Source organism: Candidatus Bathyarchaeota archaeon (assembly GCA_026014735.1).
Taxonomy (GTDB): Archaea; Thermoproteota; Bathyarchaeia; order Bathyarchaeales; family Bathycorpusculaceae; genus Bathycorpusculum.
This window is the reverse complement of record JAOZHT010000002.1, coordinates 307,767-326,750: the sequence shown is the minus strand read 5'-3', so window position 1 is coordinate 326,750 and position 18,984 is coordinate 307,767. Positions and strand designations below refer to the sequence as shown.

At 49.7% G+C, this 18,984-nt stretch carries 22 protein-coding genes; 10 read left to right on the top strand and 12 right to left on the bottom strand.

Features of this window, described 5'->3' with window-relative positions; genetic code table 11:
* Window positions 1–25: 25 nt before the first annotated feature.
* Together NWE93_07540 and NWE93_07535 are read right to left on the bottom strand one after the other, a co-directional pair.
* Window positions 26–1,183, bottom strand: coding sequence for a glycosyltransferase family 4 protein (locus NWE93_07540; protein MCW4000076.1), 1,158 nt, complete (start codon window positions 1,181–1,183; stop codon window positions 26–28).
* 58 nt (window positions 1,184–1,241) lie between these two features.
* Complete coding sequence (locus tag NWE93_07535; protein MCW4000075.1) at window positions 1,242–1,721, bottom strand: alpha-ribazole phosphatase CobZ; 480 nt, start codon at window positions 1,719–1,721, stop codon at window positions 1,242–1,244.
* Between the two features lie 165 nt (window positions 1,722–1,886).
* Between NWE93_07535 and NWE93_07530 the strand changes: the two genes are divergently transcribed.
* The 6 genes from NWE93_07530 (at window position 1,887) to NWE93_07505 (ending at window position 6,722) form a co-directional block, all read left to right on the top strand.
* Window positions 1,887–2,285, top strand: a complete 399-nt coding sequence (locus NWE93_07530; protein MCW4000074.1) for a hypothetical protein — start codon at window positions 1,887–1,889, stop codon at window positions 2,283–2,285.
* Between the two features lie 257 nt (window positions 2,286–2,542).
* Window positions 2,543–3,211, top strand: a complete 669-nt coding sequence (locus NWE93_07525) for a diphthine--ammonia ligase (protein ID MCW4000073.1) — start codon at window positions 2,543–2,545, stop codon at window positions 3,209–3,211.
* Between the two features lie 12 nt (window positions 3,212–3,223).
* The gene (locus NWE93_07520) at window positions 3,224–4,312 is read left to right on the top strand and encodes a TIGR00303 family protein (protein MCW4000072.1); all 1,089 of its coding nucleotides are present in this window, start codon (window positions 3,224–3,226) and stop codon (window positions 4,310–4,312) included.
* A 6-nt stretch (window positions 4,313–4,318) separates the two neighbouring features.
* Complete coding sequence (cobS, locus tag NWE93_07515) at window positions 4,319–5,098, top strand: adenosylcobinamide-GDP ribazoletransferase (protein ID MCW4000071.1); 780 nt, start codon at window positions 4,319–4,321, stop codon at window positions 5,096–5,098.
* Complete coding sequence (locus tag NWE93_07510; GenBank protein ID MCW4000070.1) at window positions 5,092–5,709, top strand: NTP transferase domain-containing protein; 618 nt, start codon at window positions 5,092–5,094, stop codon at window positions 5,707–5,709. The genes cobS and NWE93_07510 overlap by 7 nt, the downstream gene beginning before the upstream one ends.
* A 398-nt stretch (window positions 5,710–6,107) precedes the next feature.
* Entirely contained in the window at window positions 6,108–6,722 is a 615-nt protein-coding gene (locus tag NWE93_07505; GenBank protein MCW4000069.1) for a hypothetical protein, read from the top strand.
* Between the two features lie 168 nt (window positions 6,723–6,890).
* On the opposite strand, the gene NWE93_07500 is transcribed toward NWE93_07505, so the two are convergent.
* Window positions 6,891–7,616, bottom strand: a complete 726-nt coding sequence (locus NWE93_07500; protein MCW4000068.1) for a winged helix-turn-helix domain-containing protein — start codon at window positions 7,614–7,616, stop codon at window positions 6,891–6,893.
* A gap of 218 nt (window positions 7,617–7,834) precedes the next feature.
* On the opposite strand from NWE93_07500, the gene NWE93_07495 reads away from it, so the two are divergent.
* A complete protein-coding gene (locus NWE93_07495) occupies window positions 7,835–9,001 on the top strand; it encodes a phospholipase D-like domain-containing protein (protein MCW4000067.1) in 1,167 nt (388 codons plus the stop codon).
* A 316-nt stretch (window positions 9,002–9,317) separates the two neighbouring features.
* On the top strand, window positions 9,318–11,828 hold the full coding sequence (locus NWE93_07490) for a PQQ-binding-like beta-propeller repeat protein (protein MCW4000066.1): 2,511 nt from the start codon (window positions 9,318–9,320) through the stop codon (window positions 11,826–11,828).
* Between the two features lie 140 nt (window positions 11,829–11,968).
* Here NWE93_07490 and NWE93_07485 read toward each other — a convergent pair whose 3' ends face one another.
* The 9 genes from NWE93_07485 to NWE93_07445 form a co-directional block, all read right to left on the bottom strand.
* Window positions 11,969–12,850, bottom strand: coding sequence for a TIM barrel protein (locus NWE93_07485; protein ID MCW4000065.1), 882 nt, complete (start codon window positions 12,848–12,850; stop codon window positions 11,969–11,971).
* A 45-nt stretch (window positions 12,851–12,895) separates the two neighbouring features.
* Entirely contained in the window at window positions 12,896–13,258 is a 363-nt protein-coding gene (locus NWE93_07480; protein MCW4000064.1) for a DUF5615 family PIN-like protein, read from the bottom strand.
* An 11-nt stretch (window positions 13,259–13,269) separates the two neighbouring features.
* Window positions 13,270–13,485: a DUF433 domain-containing protein gene (locus NWE93_07475; protein ID MCW4000063.1), complete on the bottom strand. Its 216-nt coding sequence runs from the start codon at window positions 13,483–13,485 to the stop codon at window positions 13,270–13,272.
* A gap of 101 nt (window positions 13,486–13,586) precedes the next feature.
* Window positions 13,587–14,369, bottom strand: coding sequence for an energy-coupling factor transporter transmembrane protein EcfT (locus NWE93_07470; protein MCW4000062.1), 783 nt, complete (start codon window positions 14,367–14,369; stop codon window positions 13,587–13,589).
* Entirely contained in the window at window positions 14,366–15,187 is an 822-nt protein-coding gene (locus NWE93_07465) for an energy-coupling factor ABC transporter ATP-binding protein (GenBank protein ID MCW4000061.1), read from the bottom strand. Before NWE93_07465 ends, NWE93_07470 begins: the two co-directional genes overlap by 4 nt.
* Window positions 15,187–16,035: an ATP-binding cassette domain-containing protein gene (locus NWE93_07460; protein ID MCW4000060.1), complete on the bottom strand. Its 849-nt coding sequence runs from the start codon at window positions 16,033–16,035 to the stop codon at window positions 15,187–15,189. The genes NWE93_07465 and NWE93_07460 overlap by 1 nt, the downstream gene beginning before the upstream one ends.
* Before the next feature lie 164 nt (window positions 16,036–16,199).
* A complete protein-coding gene (locus NWE93_07455) occupies window positions 16,200–17,195 on the bottom strand; it encodes a DHH family phosphoesterase (protein ID MCW4000059.1) in 996 nt (331 codons plus the stop codon).
* A complete protein-coding gene (locus NWE93_07450) occupies window positions 17,192–17,479 on the bottom strand; it encodes a DUF3194 domain-containing protein (protein ID MCW4000058.1) in 288 nt (95 codons plus the stop codon). Before NWE93_07450 ends, NWE93_07455 begins: the two co-directional genes overlap by 4 nt.
* A 16-nt stretch (window positions 17,480–17,495) precedes the next feature.
* Window positions 17,496–17,870 (bottom strand): prefoldin subunit beta, encoded by a 375-nt coding sequence (locus tag NWE93_07445; protein ID MCW4000057.1) that lies wholly within the window; start codon window positions 17,868–17,870, stop codon window positions 17,496–17,498.
* Window positions 17,871–18,231: 361 nt separating this feature from the next.
* Here NWE93_07445 and NWE93_07440 point away from each other — a divergent pair, with 361 nt between their 5' ends.
* Both NWE93_07440 and NWE93_07435 read left to right on the top strand, forming a co-directional pair.
* Window positions 18,232–18,366 carry a hypothetical protein gene (locus tag NWE93_07440; protein MCW4000056.1) on the top strand — a complete coding sequence of 45 codons (135 nt, stop codon included), beginning with the start codon at window positions 18,232–18,234 and terminating at the stop codon, window positions 18,364–18,366.
* A 123-nt stretch (window positions 18,367–18,489) separates the two neighbouring features.
* Window positions 18,490–18,933: a hypothetical protein gene (locus NWE93_07435; GenBank protein ID MCW4000055.1), complete on the top strand. Its 444-nt coding sequence runs from the start codon at window positions 18,490–18,492 to the stop codon at window positions 18,931–18,933.
* The last annotated feature ends 51 nt before the right edge of the window (window positions 18,934–18,984 follow it).

Genomic DNA, 18,984 nt, shown 5'->3' with positions numbered 1-18,984 from the left:
GGGCTATATTGTTTCCGCATCATGGTTAAATAAGTTCTTCGTATATTTCCACAAGCCTTTCAACGTTTGCGTCCCAGCTGAACCGCTCCTCCACCCGAGCCCGCAGCTCAGCGGCGCGTGAAGAAAAATCCGCTTCCCCAAACTCCAAAACCGCCTCCGCCAGCAAACCCGGCTGGTTAGGCACCACAAGCTTGCCGTAATCCGCCGGCAGAATTTCCTTTATGCCGCCAACATCCGTTGCCACAACAGGTAATCCGCAGGCCATGGCTTCCATCGCCACCAGCGGCAATCCCTCCCCGGATTTGGAGGGCAACACAAACATGTCTGCAGCATTGTAGTATGCAGGCAAATCTTCGTCACTGACAAACCCCGCCAGCTTAAAGTTAGCCTCCAACCCCATCTGCGCCACCGCCAAACGCACATTTTCAAGGTCAGGACCCTTGCCGACAGCCAAAAACACGATGTTAGAGTTCTTTTCCGCAGCGATTTTGGCGCAGTCCAGCAGGGTGTCGATGCCGTTCTTGTAGACTAGCCGCCGAACCGTCAAAACCACCACTGCATCCCGCGCAATCCCATGTTTACGCCTGATTTGTTCGCGTTTTCCTGGCAGGGGCTTGAAGCGGGCGGTGTCAACGCCGTTGTAGATGACTTTAACTTTACTTGGCTTCGCGCCTAGCCGCAGCACGTAGTCTTTGGTGGCGCTGCTTATCGCGATGATTCTGTCGGCGGCCGAGAGGTTCTGTTTGCCTACCGAATAGTCGTTTAGGCGTTCCACGTGGTCGAAGATGTTGTTGTATTCGATGAAGGTGTTATGCTGGGTGAGCACGAAGGGTTTGCCGTAGAACCGGGCGAGTTTGCCTGCGGCAAGCGAGGTGAGGTAGGGGTGGCCGTGGGCGTGGACAAGCTGGCTGGTTTTTACGGCTCTATCAAAGGTGGGGTAGCTGGTTATGGTTGGAATCGAGTAGGGGATGCCGAGGCGAAAACCGGTGTTGAGGGATTCATAGCATTCCACAGGTACCCCATCGACGCTGTAACGTTTGGGCGTGCCAATACGGTTAGTCACTACCGTCGGCGCATAATTCAACTTCAGCAGCCGCTTGCTCTGCTCATTAGTCACCTTCTCTATGCCGCCCACATGAGGCAGAAACGTATGCGTGACTATGCAGAGCCGGGTTTGAACCATCCCTAACCAACGGATAAACCCTCAACCGCGCATGTTTTATAATTTGCGGAAAACCACTCTAAGCGGTGGCGCCTGCGGATTTGAGGGCTTTAGTATAAACATTCGAGGATGCCCCAGCTACCAAGGCGCCTATGGCGTCGTTTGTAAGCGGCGGCAACTCACGCAGGATGCCGGGTTTTGCCTGGTCGAAGCGTACAAACTCAAACATGCCCCGTGACCCGCCGATGTAGGTGGCGATTGCAATGCCGATAAGCTCATCCGCAACCAATCCGGGCCTGCCCATGAAGCGCTCCACCGTTAAGCCGGGTATGCGTCCGTTTTCAGCTTCCTGCTGCGCATGGAAAGCCGCCACGATAAGGGTGGAGACGTTGACGTCTTGGAGTATATCGAGGAATTCCTCTTTGAGTAGCTCGGTGGCTTTCTGGGGGGTTTCTATGCCGGGGTGAGGCACATACATTTCTAGGGCGCTGTCTATGAGGCTTTGCAGGGTGATGCCTCTTTTTTCGAGGTATTCAAGCAGCGGCGGGGTTGTTGTCATGTTTTTAACCTTGGGGTTTACTGGTAGAGGTGTGTTTTAAGTGTTGCGTGGGTTTCTGCGGTGTCTGCTTAGGCAAGCTCGTTAGCCACATCTCTAATCCAGCAAGCCATAAATACCGCGTTAAACAGAACACTCTTAGAGGTTTTAAGTTTGGATTTTGCGAGTATGTCTCTGGAAAGTCTGCTTTTATTCATCCTTGAATTGATTATCATCTGGATTGTAACGTCGATTCCCGTGTGGCTTGCAGGGAAAGCCGTCACCGGCGGCAGAGCCACCTTTGGGCAGGCATTGCTTGCGACGCTGGCGGGGCCAATCATCTACGTTATCGTTATGGTTCTTGCGAGTCTTCTGCTGGGGGCACTTATCGGAGCAACTGCTTACATAATCGCCTACCTACTGGCGTTTCTGGCGTGGATATGGGTGTATAAGGCAAGCTTTGACACGGGTTGGCTACGCGCGATCCTCATTGCGATATTGGCGTGGATAATCTTTGTGGTGCTCAGTATCGTGGTGGGTTTGCTTTTCGGTTTGGCGTATCCGTCGCCGTTCTTCCCCACCATTTAGATGCGCATGCGGTTTTTTCCGCGGAATTCCCTTTTTGTGTCTCTGAGGGTTGGTTGGGGCGCTGGGGTTTTTCCGTAAGCCTTATATGAAATATGATGGATAAACCATCCATTGTCGGGTGAATATTTGCTAAACATAAAGAAAACCGCCCAAGATTCAAGCAAAGTTTTATCAGCGGGCAGGTTAACTAAATGTTTGGCAAGAAAAACCTTGATTTACTGCTTAAACGTTCCAAACCATTCAGGAGATAAAAACCAATGAAAGTTGTAGCTTCATGGAGCGGCGGCAAAGACAGCGCCTACGCATACTACCTTGCAGTCCAGCAAGGCCACCAAGTCCTCTCACTCCTAACGATGATGATGAACCCGGAAAAATCCAACTTCCACATGATCCCCACCGGCATCCTAGACGCCCAAGCAAAAGCCATTGGGGTACCCCACATAAAAAAAACCACCTCGCCAGCCACCTACGAAGCCGACTTCAAAGCCGTCCTTTCAGATTTCAAGAAGCAGGGTGCAGAGGGCCTTGTCACAGGCGACATCTATGAGGTCGCGGGGCACGAGGAAGGTTGGCTGGGCAGGATCTGCCGTGAAGTTGGTTTGACACCGGTGAAGCCATTGTGGATGGGGGATACTAAACAGATTTACCTTGACTACCTCAAGTCGGGCTTCAAAGCCACCGTCGTGCGCACCAACCGCGAGCTCAGCTTGGATTGGCTGGGACGCGTGTTGGATCGCCAATTCTACGATGACATCCTCAAATTACCCGGCGTGGACCCATGCGGAGAAGGCGGCGAATACCACACCGTCATCACCGATGGACCTGGCTTTAGCCAGAAGGTCGAGGTTGTTGAGGCGGAGAAGAAACGCTTAGATAATGGCTTTGGGTACTTAGAAATCAAGAAGTGGAAAGTTACCCCAAAGTAAGGCTGAACCAGCATGGATGTTATATTTGCTAATAACGAGTTGAAGGCAAAAGCCTTCCTAGATGAAATCGAAGGCAAAACTCCCCTCTTCATCGCCACCATAGCCACCACCGAAACGGGCAAGATTCCTGGGCTTTCAGCGGCGGGCGCAAACCCCGATTTTACGGATTTCACTCCTCCCGCGGACGCTGAGCTTCTGCTTTTAGGCAGATGCCGAAGCATTCAGGGCGTTCCCATCACACCCGACGGCATCCCCACCCCCGCGCTCATAACTACTTCGGCGCTGCATCTAGCCGACATACCCGTCTTGGTGGTCAATGGCGGCGTCAAAGTGAAGCCCCAAATCCCCTACCTTGACGTGAACGGAAGCCCCGGACGCGACATACGAAGCGGCGACGCCGTCGACAACGTCGAAGAAGTAATCGAACGCGCCAAAGTCGTCGGTGAACAGCTGGCCAAGGCCGCGGATTACTTGGTTATCGGCGAATCCATCCCCGGCGGCACAACCACAGCGCTGGGCGTGCTGACCGCGATGGGCGTGGATGCCTATGGAAAAGTCAGCAGCACCCTTCCCCAGAATCCCCATAGCCTCAAGGAAGCGGTGGTTGCGGCTGGTTTGAAGGCGGCAGCTGAGAAATTCGGCAGCTTCAGAGGCGACCCTATCAAGGCGGTTTCGGCTGTAGGTGACCCGATGATGGCTGCTGTTGCAGGCTTGGTTATCGGCGGCAGTCGGCAGGCGCCTGTGTTGATGGCGGGCGGCACCCAGATGACCGCTGTTCTGGCAGTCATTAATGCGTTGAGTCCAAAGTCTTTATGTAACGTTGCCGTGGGCACCACCCGCTGGGTAGCTCACGATAAAACCAGCGACATCTGCGGCATCATCCGCCAATTCTGCGAGGTTCCCGTGTTAGCTGCGGATCTAGATTTCGGTGTCTCCCAGTATCCGGGTTTGCAAATCTACGAGACAGGGCTGGTTAAGGAGGGCGTGGGCGCAGGCGGAGCCTCCATAGCGGCGATGGCTAAGAGCGGCGGCGCGGTTGACAAGCGCATCCTTCTTAAGGAAATAGAACGTAATTATGCCTCACTGATGCAGAAAAAGTGAGCGCGCTTGGTACTTAGGCAACTTAAAAACCTCCTATCCTTCCTAACCGTTTTTCCAGTGCAGATGGACGAGCACCTGCTGGTGGACTGCGCACGCAACATGTGGGCTTTCCCCCTCATCGGCGCCCTGCTGGGGCTGCTGGCGGGCCTGTTTGGGTGGGTTGCAATTGAGTATCTGCCCAGCCTCGTGGTGGGCGCTTTGGTTTTGGGGCTGCTGCTCTGGATGACTGGGCTGCATCACACTGATGGACTGCTGGATTTCGGCGACGGCATCATGGTGCATGGCAGCGCAGAAAAGAAGATTGAGGTTATGCATGACCAACTTACGGGTGCAGGCGCCATCGGCTTAACTTTGATAACTTACCTAATCACAGCCTTCGCTTTTGCATCGCTGGGCGACAGCGTAATCTACCTGGGCATCGCAGTGCCCCTGATTTTCCCAGCGGTGCTGGTGGTGGAGCTGTCGGCGAAGCTTTCGATGGTGGTGGCGGCTTGGGCAGGCAAATCCGTCCATGAAGGCATGAACTCGCCGTTTCTGCAAGCAATGCATGGCGCTGGAGGCAACTGGCGGCTGCTGGCGGCGCTGGCGATTTCCTTTAGCATAGCGGTGCCGCTGCTAGGCTGGATTGGCGTCTTTGCGGTGCTTGCCGCAGTCATCACGGGTTTGGTTATGGTTGCTTTTGCTCACCGCAACTTTAACGGCGTGACAGGTGACGTTTTCGGCGCCACCAACGAGCTTTCAAGATTGGTTGCCGTCGTTGTGCTTTTGGCGGTGGCGTTATGGTAGTTGCCGTGGTTATGGCGGGGGGCAAGGGTACCCGCATGAAGCTGCCTATGGAGAAGCCTCTTATTCCCGTCTGCGGCAAACCCGCCATCGAATATGTGCTTGCGGCGCTTAAGGAGGCTAAGTCAATTGACAAAATTGTTGTAGCGACAACCGCTGTTACACCTAAAACAACGGCGCTTATGCGGCAGCTTGGCGTGGAAGTCATCCAGACTCCGGGACAAGATTACGTTTCGGATATGGGTTACACGGTTCAGACGCTTAGGCTAGGTGTGTTTTTGGCTATAGCCGCGGATTTGCCGCTTGTCCGTGGCGGCATGATTGATGCGGTGATGGAGCGGTATATGCGCTGCGGCAAGCCCGCGTTGACGGTGGCGGTTCCGCTACAGGTTAAGGCGCGTTTGGGCATGTGCATCGAATACAGTTTCAAAGCTGACGACCAAGACGTGGTTCCCGTAGGCATCAACGTTATCGACGGCAGCAAACGCTACGGCGATGAGTGGCTTGACCAAGATATCTTCCTGATGGATGATGAGGAACTGGCAGTGAATATCAACACTGTCTCGGAGCTGCAGCTGGCGGAAAAGATGCTTGCGGCGCAAACAAAGAGGTAACTGTTGCTCAGCCACGTCTACCCCCCCTCTATTTATAGGCTCAACAAAAGCAGCTTAGGCAACCAAAAACCCAGCAGATGTTAACACGCCCATTGACGGGTTAGGCAACTGCAGCGTTTTAGATTCAGAAACTATGCGACTGCTCCTAAACTGAGACGATGGTTAGATTCAGCTGACGCTTCCATATACCCCAAACATCTGTTGCTCAGCCACCACCTCCCTCCCCTTATAAAAAGCCACAATCAGTTTTGCTCTATCGCCGATTGCCGCCTCTTCTCATCCACTTTATGCATTTAATTTTAATTTTTTTTAATCTGTATTAATTATCAAGCCATGTGCTGCAAATCGTCGCAAAGCTTAAATTATATTTTTTTTAAAATAAAACAATTGGTGGTAAAATGAAGCCTTGGATTCTATTAGTAAGCACGGTAGTACTCATTGCCATAGTAATAACGGGTGTATTTTGCACATCTGCAACACCGCAGTCGCCGAGAAGGCAAGAGTATGACCTTAACATTGATGTAAACCAGGCGTATTTTAAGGTCTGGAACACGTCTGTCGACTCTGGAATCAGCTACAAGCAATTAATAGCCTGTGTCTTGTTTGTTAACGTCACCAATACATCCGACAAAGAGATGGCTATCACCCGCGCAACAATAACGGAGACATATGGTATAATTGGCTATAGAATCGATTTCATCGACAGCGAATCCTATATTTTCCCCCCGAATAGCTCTAAATTGCTGTCTCTAAGTAACGTCGGCGGTTTACACGGTCTTAAAGAAAATTTGGCGTTTTTCGAAAGGTCACATAGGCTCGAAGTTACCACGCGTCTTATTTTCAAAGGCACCGAAGGAAATGACCTTGGTGGCGCTTACTGTAGGGTCAAAATGGATTTAAGACAAGTGGGCGATGGCGAATATGTTTGGGGCAACCTAACTGAGAATTCCTATCTTCTTTTTGGTATCGATCTACCCATCGACGTAGGGATCAATAACGGGCGATATCCCTAAAAAAGAAATTATATGCTTCCTCCCATTCCCTTGACCCGTGCACGGTTTAAACATAGAAGACAATCGAGCACGCTATATGCCAGAGTGGAAGGCGTCTCTATTAACCTCAACCAATCGTCTTACGGCCACAAAGAACCTCCAGAGGATAAATTCCCCTTAAGGCCTCGATTATGCTTCGAAGAGGTTATAGTAAGCTGGTTTCGAGTACCTGCTCTTTCTGTAAAGCACATAGCCCACTGCTGCCCCGACGAGTGCGCCCAATGTGAAGCTAAAGATAATCCATGAATTAAAGGACGGAAAAACACTTCTGACCCCCGCTTGCCCCAGCGCCCCGATGAGTAAGCCGCCCCCGAAGAACAGCGCCACCGCCCCCGCAAACGCCCCCGCCGCAACAATGGATACCGCTGCGCCGAGCATCTGACGCTTCGCCGGCAGCATCGCCCGCTTAAGCCGCACCTTCTCAGCTGCAACCAAAAAAGCAAAACCCAATGCCGCCGTCAACAGGTACCCCGCAAGCTCCGCCGCCGCAATTTGCCCCCAAAGAAACAGCCCAAAATCCACCGCTACAACCGCAACCGAGAACAGGCTCGCCACAATCAAGTAGCCCCTTGGAAACGGCGCTTCTGCTTGAGCTTGGCTCTTCTTCTCTTTGATTTCGCAGAGCAGATTTGCGGCGTATTTGCCTTTATCCGTTAAAATGTAGCGTCCATCCCCGTTTTTGGCTACCCGGTCGCCGAGGGCTTTTAGGTGATAGTTGAGTTTGCCTGTGTTGCTGATTTGCAGTTCATTCATCAGTTCGGTGTAGCTTAGGCTGCCTTCTTTGAGGAGGCTAAGGATTTTTCTTCTTTTCTCGTCTTTGAGTGCCTTATGCAGCAATTCCAGGCCAGAGTCCATAGCGGAAAAGAGGCACGATTAGATTTTAGGGTTTTTGATAAAATTTTTTATCAGTAAAAGAATAAAATGTATCCGGTTCCCGATCAAAAGGTTTAAGGTTAATTGTGGGAGCTTATCCAACTTCTTTACTTATCTATAATTCTAAAATTTTAAATGCCTTGAAACAACACAGTAGTGATGATGCTATCGCTAACTCAATTGCCATCGAGGACTGATTAATGAAAACATTTTCCGGTACGAATGCAGGGTCCGTGCTTTTACCTCTTTTCGAAAAAGCACAGGACTCAGTATGGGTTGTAAGTCCTTGGTTAAGCAAGCAGTATGCAGAGTTTTTAGTTCAACTATCCCGACGGGGACTTGAAGTTAGGCTCATCACAAGCAAGGTTGATACAAACCTTCAAGCCCTTGATGTTCTAAGAACCGCCCAAAATCCTAACCTTCATTTTTTGATACTAGAGAATGATAAAGCAAGTAGTAAGGCAGTATTTGTTCACGCAAAAATCTACTTATTCGACAAGAAATTTGGCGTCTCAGGTTCAGCCAACTTGACGTATAGTGGATTACATACCAACGTTGAAAGCTTGAATCAATCTGAAACAGAAAATGAATTTCAGCAGTTAGAAACAGACTTTATGCGGCTATGGCTAAAATATGAAAAAAGTAGTGTCTCAACTGAAGAATTGTCTTCTAATAATAGATTCTTCATCAAGAATGGTCTACCGCTTGCTCATAGCCTTATCCAAACTAAAAGTCCTAATAGAGGCCGGCTAGTTTACTGTCCATATTATTTCTTTGAATACATCTTCAGGGGGTCCGTTAGGTCTCCGCCTCTTTTTTTTGAAGATAAGGGTTTTCTTGTTATGGATGCAATGAGTCGGCAGATTGTTGAAGATAATCTGTTAGCGCAAGAAATCGATCGTACTCAAGAGCTGGATTATACTCTTGATACCGAAGACAAGTATGACATAGAAATGTGTCAGCCTAAAATCTCAAACTATCGAGAAGCAAACGAAATAGCGCTTGATTTCATAATTAAGAAGAACACAATAACTTATCAGCAACATTATGGCCAAAGAGCGTATGATAGGCTATACGTACCAAGACGCTACGATATTTCCTTTCTAAAAGGGAAACTTGTGCAAGTGCCGTTTTGGTATATAACAGCTTTTGAGCCTGACCGCTACTGGCATGAAAAAACAATCTTTGCCTCCTCGGGAAATGTCTGGAAAGACCTGTTATTATGCCCAACATGTAATACGAAGACAAAAGCGAACAAGCTCTTCTATTGCGATGGTTGCCATAAAATTGTCTGCTCTGCGTGTGGAAAAGACAAAGGTCTATTTTTGAAGAAGTTCCTTTGCCCCTCCTGTTATAGCAAAAGCTAAGGCTCAATTAGCGATGCCTAAGCTGTTTTGAATCTGATACTCGTTATGTGTAGCCTGCGTTTTCTTGTATAATCATGATTTAGATTCCCCATAATTGTTATTATTTGCCTTCTTTTCTGGTTGCTGTTGTTCTTGTCGGCTTGCCAAAACATGTGATTGTACTCTTGTTACTAACAATTGTTTATTAGTAAATTTAACGTTGGGCTATGTGGAGAAGCCGTCTTTTTACTCCTTGATAGGCTTGGCTAAGACGGTTTTTCTCTTTTAAGAAACCAAAAAGAAAAGTTTTAAGAAACAACAAAATAAGGTGTATGTTTTGAGGAAAACCAATACAATCGGAATGATTCTAATACTGATCTTTGCAGCTTCAGCAATAACGATAATCCCCACGATACCAGCGCAAGCGCCAACACGCATAAAAACCTATCCGTTAATCGATGCTGTCCCTAATCCCGTCGGAGTTAACGAACAAGTGTTGATTCGATATGGGATCTCTGAGGGATTAGGAAGCGTGGAATTAGGCTGGGTAGGAATAACTGTAGGAATCACCTATCCCGACGGCCATAACGAAACCTTGGGTCCATTCAGAACTGACTCTACAGGCGCAAGCTTCACCACATTTACACCTACCATAGTTGGGAACTATACGCTTACAACCTACTTCCCGCAGCAGAACGTGACGGAAACGTGGTTTGCATCTGAACGAGGAGTCTCTTTAGTGGCGGGCACAGTGATGTTAGCAAGCAGCGTATCAATGCAACTTGTTGTACAAGCCGAACCCCTGCCGGCATATCCAGACTTACCCCTTCCGACTGAATTTTGGACACGCCCAATAGACCCGCAACTTAGATCTTGGTATTCTATTTCAGGAAACTGGGTGGAAAGACCGCCTAATTCGTATTCACCATACAACGATGATGCACCAGAAACCGCTCACGTACTGTGGGCTAAGCAAATGACTATTGGCGGCTTAACCGGAGGCTTATGGGGCGAAGGGTTAGTGCCAGCATCCGCTGAAACAGGAGACGCATACGAAGGCAAATTCCAGAACTCAGTCATAATGTACGGAATTCTATACTATAACGTGAATCCCGCCGGTTTTGGAGGCCCCACTGAAACACCTGGAGTGAGAGCAGTTGATTTGCATACAGGCGAAGAACTATGGTTTAGGAATAATACGAACATTAACTTTGGCCAAATCCTCTACTTTAACAGCTTTAACACCGATGGCGTCTTTGAATACCTATGGACAATCTCCGGCAGCACCTGGACAGCGATGGATCCCTTCACGGGCGAATGGATATATACCATGACAAACGTGCCTTCGGGCGGCGTTCAAGTTAGGGGTCCAAGCGGCGAAATCTTGCTGTACATATTCGGGCCAAATAACCGGTGGCTGGCGCTTTGGAACTCAACAGCAGCCGGGGAAACAATAGCAACTGGATTCTCTGGAGGAAGCTGGGGCAACGTTGTACATAAACAGACTGTGAACGCGTCGGTTCCTGGAGCTTACTCGTGGAACGTGAGCCTTCAAGCAGGATTAACATATGACACATCATTTGGTGCACCAACCCTGCGAGTATATCCTGAAGATAGAATCGTGGCTGTTGACTACAACCTCACGCAAGTAAGAGTCTGGGGTTTGAATCTCGACCCCGCATCAAGAGGAACAATGATATTCGACCGAAACTGGCCTGCACCGGCCGAATGGTTCGACGGCTTTAACACCCTGCACTATGGCGGCGCAAGCGATAACGTCGAAGGCGGCATAATCTCCGTATGGTCTAAAGAACTCACCACGCACTATGGCTTTAGCACGGAAGACGGATCTTTCAAGTGGCAAACAGAACCGGAAATCTGGCTGGACTGGTATGGCTGGGGCAACGCAGAACACACGTGGTACTTTGCTTATGACAAACTCTACTCTGTAGGCGTCGGAGGCATAGTATACGCATACGACATGGCAACGGGAGACACAGCATGGACCTACGATATGTATGATCCATACAACGAACCGGTAACTGGCAGCAACTGGTGGGGCTGGATAACAAACATAGCCGACGGCAAAGTCTACATTGGAACCGTCGAGCACTCTGCAGAGCAGCCTCTGCCCCGCGGCGGACCCTTCATCTGCCTTAATGCAACCGATGGCAGCGTAATCTGGAGGATAAACGGCATGTTCCGTGCAACACGCTGGGGCGGCAACGCAGTCATGGGCGACAGCATCATCGCAGCTATGGACACCTACGATCAACGCATCTACGCGATCGGAAGAGGCCCAACTAAAACCACAATAACTGTTAACGGAGGAAACCTGCAGCTTAACAGCGGTGTACTCATCCAAGGCCACGTGACCGACATTTCGCCGGGTTCACAGGATGCTGGAATAATGATGCGGTTCCCCAATGGAGTGCCCGTGGTCAGTGATGAAAGCATGAGCGAGTGGATGAAATACGTTTACAAGCAATTCCCGCAACCGATGAACGCTTCTGGTGTTGAAGTATCCTTAGATGTCTTAGATTCAAACAACAACTACCGAAACATTGGCACCACAACAACGGACGCCTCAGGCTTCTACACGTTTACATGGACCCCCGACATTTCAGGCGCTTATTCAGTCTTTGCAACATTCCAGGGAACACACGGATACTGGCCGTCATACGCTCAAACAGGTTTCAATGTCATCGAAGCTCAAGCAACCCCCACACTTGGTCCAGACGGAACAGCAGGGGCTACTGAAATGTATGTTATGTGGTGGGCAATCGCAATCATAATCGTCATAGTAGTCGTAGGCGCACTCGTAATCTTGATGCAGAGAAGACATTAACCACAAACTAAACAATACCCTTTTTCTTTTTGTTGTTAATTAAGAAGTGATATTAGAAACCGCATTTTTCACACGCATCCGAATCAGCTACCGCATTTTTCCTGCTGCAGCAACAGCTAGCCTCAATCCACCCTGCAGTACTAAGGTGTCCGATTGGCTGTTTTCAAACCTGATACTTCCTTAAGGATATCTTGCATCTTTCTTGCATCTACATCCAGAATCGGCGATTCACAAATCATGGTTGGATGCATCCCGAAATCCAAAATCACCTCAGCCAGCAGCCGAAAATCTGGTCCGAATCCTGCCTCATCAAGGGTGTGGTGTTTGCGTTCGCCCTGCGCGGAAAACTCGATTTTTGAGAAGTGACAATGCATGCTGCGTAGCGCCTGTGTGCCGAGTTCACGCTCGATTTTCTCTGCAACAGATGCCATATCCTCCTTCTTTTTGAAGGTGCCCTGATGTAGCGCATGCAGGTGCCCCCAGTCCACCACGAGTTGGGTGCCTTCAACTTGCTGGTTTATAGCTATGATTTCGTCTATGGTGCCGACCTGGAATTTGCGTCCCATGGTTTCGGGTCCCAGTTTCACCCTAAGTCCCTGCGCCTTCATTTCCGCGCTGACTTCCTTGAGTGCCTCAATGCAGGTTTTAAGCGCATACTCCTTCTCGAACTTGCCATAGAAGCCCGTGTGGAACACCATCACGTATGCACCCATCCAGTCTGCGGCGGTTGCGCCGGCGAGGAGACGCTGCTTGCTGGCTTCCACAACGTCACGTTTGCCTGAGAGGTTGATGAAGTAGCTACCATGCATGCTTAGCCGCACATCGTTTCTACGTGCTTCTTCCCCCAGCTTCACCGCGTCTGCCTGCTTAATCTGCGGTTTTGCGCCCCAGCGGACAGCCTGATACTCAAACGCGTCTAGGCCTTCTTCGTGGAGGAGCCGTGGCGTGTCCACTGTGGTGGCGCCTAGCAAACGGAACATGGGCGGTACCCCTGCGGGTCCAAAACGGGTGTGCTCAGACATCAAATTCCCTGCTTTGTAATTGTTTTTTTGGGCTTAAGGGTTTCCCTAGGCTTGAGTGATTATTCGAATTTTATTTTTTGATATAATCAACAGTTTGCCTTTTGCGGTTTTTAGGTTTATTTTTTTGTGTGCTAAGTCGAGGGCTTCTACGATGCTTGCAGGTAGTGCCGGTTTAGCTTTAATTAGGATTATTGTCAACTGGTCGCTTTTCAGCATCCGGTATAGGCGCGAAAAATGGTTATCTAAAGTGAGAATTGCCAAATTGTTTTTCATGGCATATTTTGCTATCACATAGTCTTTAGCGCTTTTAAGGTCTATTTGAGAAACGCTTGTTACCTCAAAACCCTTATTGACTAACCATTGTCTTGCTTCTCTTGGGATGTTTTCGTCAACAATCAGCGAAGGCAAGGGTGAGCCCTTTAGATGATTATTGTTTCCTCGTTTTCGATGCACTTTGATGCATAAAGAAGTGCAGCTTTGATGTCTTCCTCTGTAAGAGTTGGGTACTGCCAGAGGACCTCTTTTTCAGTTAAGCCGTTTCCAAGCAGTTCGATGATGAGGTATACTGGGATGCGTGTACCTTTGATAACTGGTTTTCCGCCCAAAACATCTTTGTCGATAAGTATTCGTTTCATAAACCTTTCCAAGTTACCTCACTCCATCGATAGACCCTATTTTCGACTGACTATATTACAATTGCGCATGACGCTTAACTTTAGTTTTTATTAGCTATTCTTCAAAGTAAGCTAACTATCGTGGGGATGCTTACGAAGACGTAGATGTAGATGGCAGCCGCCAAAATCAAAGCGCTTATCACAATCAGCACATAGTCGCCTCTTTGAAGCCGCAGCGAATAGAGGTTGGTGCGTTTTTTGCAGGCGCCCCATGCCCGTGACTCCATCGCCTCCGCCAATTCGAGGCTTCGCCGAATCGCGCTTACAATAAGCGGAATAAGCACGGGGATGTAGTTGCGGATGCGTTTGAGCAAGCCGCCTTTTTCCAGTTCCAATCCGCGGGCTTTCTGGGCGTCCATTATGGTTTGGGCTTCCTCTGCTAGCACAGGCACAAACCGCACTGCGGTGGTGAAGGCGAATGCGAATTCGTAGGGGACCCGTGACTGCTCCAGCGCCAGCCCAAGGTTATCGGGGGAGGTGGTGAGGAAAAACACGCTAAACGACTCCACCAGCACCACAAAGCGTAGCGTCATGCTTAAGGCAAACTCGATGTTTGCCGCTGTGAGGGTGTAGTTGTTGGTGAGGTAGGTGGTGCCTACGTTGAGCACAAAGATGAAGGTCGCTAGGAAAGCGGCGCCTCTTAGCGAACGCAGCCACTGCCGCTGTACCCGCGCCAAAAAAACAAACGGCAGCTGCATAACAAACAGGGCCAGTAGGGGCAGGACATTGTAGAACATGATGGCTGCGATGAAGATGACTATGACGTAGACGAATTTTATGCGTGGATCCAGGCTATGGATGGGCGAGGTGACCTTGCGGTATTTTAAGCCGTCGAAAACACTCATTTGCCCAGTCTCTCCTTGGTTTTCTGCAGAAGCGCCTTAGCCTGATAGATGTCTATAACGTCTTTGGGCAATCCAAGCGATGAAAGCCGCGTGAACACCTGCGCAATCTGCGGCAGCACAATCGAGGATAACTCCAGCATCGCGGGGTCAGTGAGGATTTCGCAGCCCACGCCATCCGCCACGATTCTGCCCTCCTTCATCAAAACCACTCGGGGATTACATTCCGCCACGAACTCCACATCATGGGTGACGGTGACGACGGTTTTGCCCTGCGTCTGCATCTGCATAATGAACTGGCGCAGCTTCTCTTTCTGCTCATGGTCCTGGCCGATGGTGGGTTCATCAAGAATCAACGTTTTGGGGTCCCATGCCAAAACAGAAGCCAATGCTACTCGTTTGCGTTCGCCGCCGCTGAGCAGAAACGGTGAGGTCTTGCGGTACTGGCTGAGCGAGAGCAGGTTGAGTGCCCATGTTACGCGGTCTTCGATGACTTTTGTGTCGAAGCCGAAGTTTTTGAGGGCGAAACTGATTTCTTCCTCGACGGTTTCGCTGAAGAGTTGATGATCGGGGTTTTGGAAGACAAAGCCCACGTTGCGTGCCAGCGATGCCACGGAGGATTTGGTGGTTTCTACCCAATCGATTTTGACTGTGCCCGATGAGGGCTTAAGCAGGCCATTGAAGTGTTTAACGAAGGTGGATTTGCCTGCGCCGTTCTGCCCCATGATGGCGACGAATTCTCCGTCTTTTACTGTGAGTGTGACGCCTTTTAGGGCTTCGACTTTGCTGGGGTAGCTGTAGTGGACGTTTTGGGCTTCTATCAGGGCGATAGCGCCTCCAAAAGTTGATCTGCCAGTTCCTCGCTTGACAGCGGTGTTTTGTCGCTTAGGTTCCAGCCTTCTTTGCGCAGCATCTGGTAGAGCAGCGTGGCTTTCGGGATGCCTACGCCGATTAGTCTTGTTTCCTCGTTGCTTAGAATCTGTCTGGGGTCACCTTCTAAGCGCACTGTGCCCTGATCCATAACGATGAGGTGGTCGGTGTATTTGGCGGTTAAATCCAGGCGGTGCTCGACTAGAATCACGGTTATGCCCTGTTCCTTGTTGAGGCGGTAGATGACTTCGAAGATTTTTTCGGCGCTCAGCGGATCCAGAAAAGAAGTGGGTTCATCAAGCACAATGATGTCGGGTTCCATCGCTAAAACCGCTGCAATCGCCACCCGCTGCTGCTGTCCCCCACTGATTTCATGAGGGCTGCGTTCGCGGATGTCATAGATGCCTGTTTGGTTTAGTGCCCAATCCACTTTCTTGCGCATCTCTGCACGGGGCAAACTTACGTTTTCAAGGCCGAATGCAACGTCTTTTTCGATGGATAATGCGAATAGCTGGTTTTCGGGGTTCTGGAAAACTAACCCAACGTGTTTGGCGAGTTCGTAGGTGTGGTGGTCTAGGGTGTTTATGCCTGCCACAGTGATTTCGCCTTTGATTTCGCCCTTGTAGAAATGCGGCACTAACCCGTTGAAGGTTCGGCAAAGCGTGGTTTTGCCGCAGCCGCTGGGGCCGGTTATGAGCACAAACTCTCCTTTCTCCACCTTGATGGATACATCGCTGATTGAGGGTTTGGATGCTCCTGGATAGGTGTATGTGAGGTTTCTAGTTTCGATTATAGCCATTTGTGTGCCCATCCACCTTAAGCGTGGTTGTTTGAATTTAAGCGTAGCTACCCAGTTTTGGGGTTTTCAGTTCATAAGTTTTAACCTTAAATAAGCATTTCCGTTAAACCCTCTATACATAACTAAACCCTCTAAACAGCATTAATCGCTACTTTGGGCTGATGCTACTCGGGTTTAACCATTTTCTTCTTCAAAAGCTTCAGGCACTGCTTGAGCGCATCCTGGATTTCACCCTTGCCGCTCACCCCAGCCGCCATCGCGTGTCCACCGCCAACACCTGAGAGGTACTCGCCTAGCGGAGTGGCAATGTCCACGCCCAAATGCACTCCTGTGCCCTCTTGGAATTGGCGTGTGCTGCGCAGGCTGATTTCAAGTTTCCCGTTTTTTTTGCCTGCAACCGCTGCCATATGTGCTCCCAAATCCACCAGTGCCTTGGCTGCTGGCGCCTGAAACGCGCTGACGTGGGAAAGCGCCACTATCCAGCCTTCGACTTTTACCATTTTTGCGCGTTTGGCTGCTTTGAGTTTGGCGACTCGTTCGGAGGGTTCGATGGGTAAGGCGAAGGTTGCCAGTGTCTGCTGGGCGTCGATGCCTTCCACAACCAGTTTGGCGATGACTTCAAACGTGGGGGAATTGGCTAGGGCGAAGTGGCGTGTGTCAAAGGCGATGCCGATGAAGAGGGCTTTGGCTTCGTTATGGGTGGGTTTTACGTTGGCTTGCTCGTAGAGGCGATAGGTGAGTTCGCAGTTTGCGGCGGCTTTCTCGTCGATGATGCAGACCTTGCAGATTTGGAGGGTTTCCTGGCTTGGTGCATGGTGGTCAACGATGAGTTTGGGGGCAGGTGACTTCTTGATTACTGCTGCGACTTCGTCGAGTTGCTCGATGGTGTTCATGTCCACGAGCATGATGGCTTCGGCTGATTCAATGTTGGGTTTCAAGTTCACCGTTATAGGCATATTCTCCAGCAGCGTCTTGGCGGGCTTATTGATGCCTTGGGGACAACCAATCTCCACAACGACGTTGGGCAAAAACCGCTTAAGCAGTCCCTGCAAGCCATACGCTGAGCAGATGGCGTCTGCGTCTGCGCTGCGGTGACAAAGCAGCAGCACAAACCCTGCCTTTGTTTCCTCGAGGAGTTTGACGATGTCTTGGAAGCTCATGTTAGTTTTCTCAGAAAATTCTCTACTGCCCTATGTGCTTCATCAGTGGCTTGCTTAACCAACGTTTCCGCGTCTATGTCGCCTGCGGTTTTGTCAAGTTGCAGGTCAATTTCGACGGTGACGTTGACGGGTTTAGCTCCATCGGCTTCCACGCTGATGTCGAGGCGTTGGATGTTTTTGCCCGAGACCTTGCCAGTGATGAATTTTTGGGCTGCTGCTTCGGCGGTTTGGCATAAAAGTTCGATTTGCTCGATGGTTAACTCTGGAAAGCCCAGTTCAACCATCAAGCATACATCCAGTTTAGGATAGGGGTTGACCTGAAACTGGGCTGAGGTCTTCTTGGAGTTTAGTTTGGGCTTCTTTAACCTGGCTTTTTATGCGTTCCTCTTGCCGTGCAATGACGGTGCTGCGGGTTCCCAGAAGCTCTTTGCGCTCGTTTAGGTCTTCGGTGACTTTGGCTTTGTCTGCTTTCACCAACAGTGAGCCGATGGCTTTGTAGATGTTGGCGTCGTCTGCGGTTTTGGTGAGTTCAGCGAGGGTTTGCTCTACCTCGTTTTTCTCCATTTCAACCTGCTGCTTCTGCGCCATGATGGTCTGCAGGGTTTGCTGGAGCTGCTGGAGCCGTAGCAGTCTCTCTTGAACGTTAGGTGGTAATCTGGATATATCGTCACTCAATGTTTATTCCTTCCAGCACAGAAATGAATACCGCATATATTAAGGATTTCCGAACTGTTTTTGGCTGTTGGCGTCTGGGCGCTTGGGTTGGCTCTGGGTTGTCTGTGGAGGCGATTGGGGAAATCTGCGCTGACGTGCGTTTTTTTCTCTATACCCCCTTATTTATAGGCTCAGCATCTGCCGGGGTTTCCGTTGGATTGCCATGCGTTTGCCGACTGCAGGCTGGGGCAGCTGGGCGTCTGCTGGGTTTTTTGTTTTCTGTTTAGGCGTCTGTTTTTGGTTTTCTGCGGTTTTTCTGTGTTTTGGCGATGCTTCCGTATACGAGGCCTCCTTTTTATCCCTGAATCAACATTACCCTTGTATGCCCCATAAGAGACTTGACGGCGAAGAATGGTGCTGCCAGTACTGCCACAGCTTCTCAGATGTGGATTACGAAAAAGTGGTTTACCACGAGTTAACCTCGCACCATGCTGGCTGCCCCAAAAAAGAGAAATAACTTGCCCATCAAAGATTATCGGTGGTATTCACAATAATTTTTAAGCGTTAAGGTGCATATATATCAGCATGGGGCAAACCTTTTATTTAAGTTAATAATAAAATGCTGACTTGTGGGAAGCAAATGAAAAACGCTTTGATCGCCTTTTCTGTTGCATTCTTATTATCCATGGGATTTACGTTTCTGCCTCTGATGACCGGTGCATCGCTCTCTGCAGTACCAAGCATAGCTGCTCAATCCATGTTGTCAACAAACCTGCTGCTTGGAACATTTTTTAGCCTGGTGGGGCTTGGAGTATTTTTCGCCGTGTTTTATTTATTAGCTAACCACGGTAACCTTAAAGCAAAGAAGTCAACGGTGTTAGCCACGCTTTTAGGCGCCACATTAGGGCCGGCAATTCTGTACTCAGTCAACATACTCCTGTATCCATCGTATTTTGGAGTTTACTTAAGCATGGCTGCAAGTTCCGCTGTTTCCGGTATCGTTGGCTTTTTCTTTCCTGCTTTGACGGCTTTACTGCTTGTGGAACTGAGGAAAAAACCAAGCGGTAACCTCAACCCTCAATAAAGCTTCTTCCAGACTTTATTGCTCAATAAGGGGCAATAACTCGCGTCGGTG

Coding starts and splice junctions, on each gene's coding strand:
- NWE93_07540 (MCW4000076.1), bottom strand. CDS start 1,183: ATGGTTCAAACCCGGCTCTGCATAGTCACGCATACGTTTCTGCCTCAT.
- NWE93_07505 (MCW4000069.1), top strand. CDS start 6,108: ATGAAGCCTTGGATTCTATTAGTAAGCACGGTAGTACTCATTGCCATA.
- NWE93_07470 (MCW4000062.1), bottom strand. CDS start 14,369: ATGAGTGTTTTCGACGGCTTAAAATACCGCAAGGTCACCTCGCCCATC.
- NWE93_07485 (MCW4000065.1), bottom strand. CDS start 12,850: ATGTCTGAGCACACCCGTTTTGGACCCGCAGGGGTACCGCCCATGTTC.
- NWE93_07535 (MCW4000075.1), bottom strand. CDS start 1,721: ATGACAACAACCCCGCCGCTGCTTGAATACCTCGAAAAAAGAGGCATC.
- NWE93_07520 (MCW4000072.1), top strand. CDS start 3,224: ATGGATGTTATATTTGCTAATAACGAGTTGAAGGCAAAAGCCTTCCTA.
- NWE93_07495 (MCW4000067.1), top strand. CDS start 7,835: ATGAAAACATTTTCCGGTACGAATGCAGGGTCCGTGCTTTTACCTCTT.
- NWE93_07440 (MCW4000056.1), top strand. CDS start 18,232: ATGCCCCATAAGAGACTTGACGGCGAAGAATGGTGCTGCCAGTACTGC.
- NWE93_07530 (MCW4000074.1), top strand. CDS start 1,887: ATGTCTCTGGAAAGTCTGCTTTTATTCATCCTTGAATTGATTATCATC.
- NWE93_07510 (MCW4000070.1), top strand. CDS start 5,092: ATGGTAGTTGCCGTGGTTATGGCGGGGGGCAAGGGTACCCGCATGAAG.
- NWE93_07525 (MCW4000073.1), top strand. CDS start 2,543: ATGAAAGTTGTAGCTTCATGGAGCGGCGGCAAAGACAGCGCCTACGCA.
- NWE93_07500 (MCW4000068.1), bottom strand. CDS start 7,616: ATGGACTCTGGCCTGGAATTGCTGCATAAGGCACTCAAAGACGAGAAA.
- NWE93_07450 (MCW4000058.1), bottom strand. CDS start 17,479: ATGGTTGAACTGGGCTTTCCAGAGTTAACCATCGAGCAAATCGAACTT.
- NWE93_07460 (MCW4000060.1), bottom strand. CDS start 16,035: ATGGCTATAATCGAAACTAGAAACCTCACATACACCTATCCAGGAGCA.
- NWE93_07475 (MCW4000063.1), bottom strand. CDS start 13,485: ATGAAACGAATACTTATCGACAAAGATGTTTTGGGCGGAAAACCAGTT.
- NWE93_07435 (MCW4000055.1), top strand. CDS start 18,490: ATGAAAAACGCTTTGATCGCCTTTTCTGTTGCATTCTTATTATCCATG.
- NWE93_07455 (MCW4000059.1), bottom strand. CDS start 17,195: ATGAGCTTCCAAGACATCGTCAAACTCCTCGAGGAAACAAAGGCAGGG.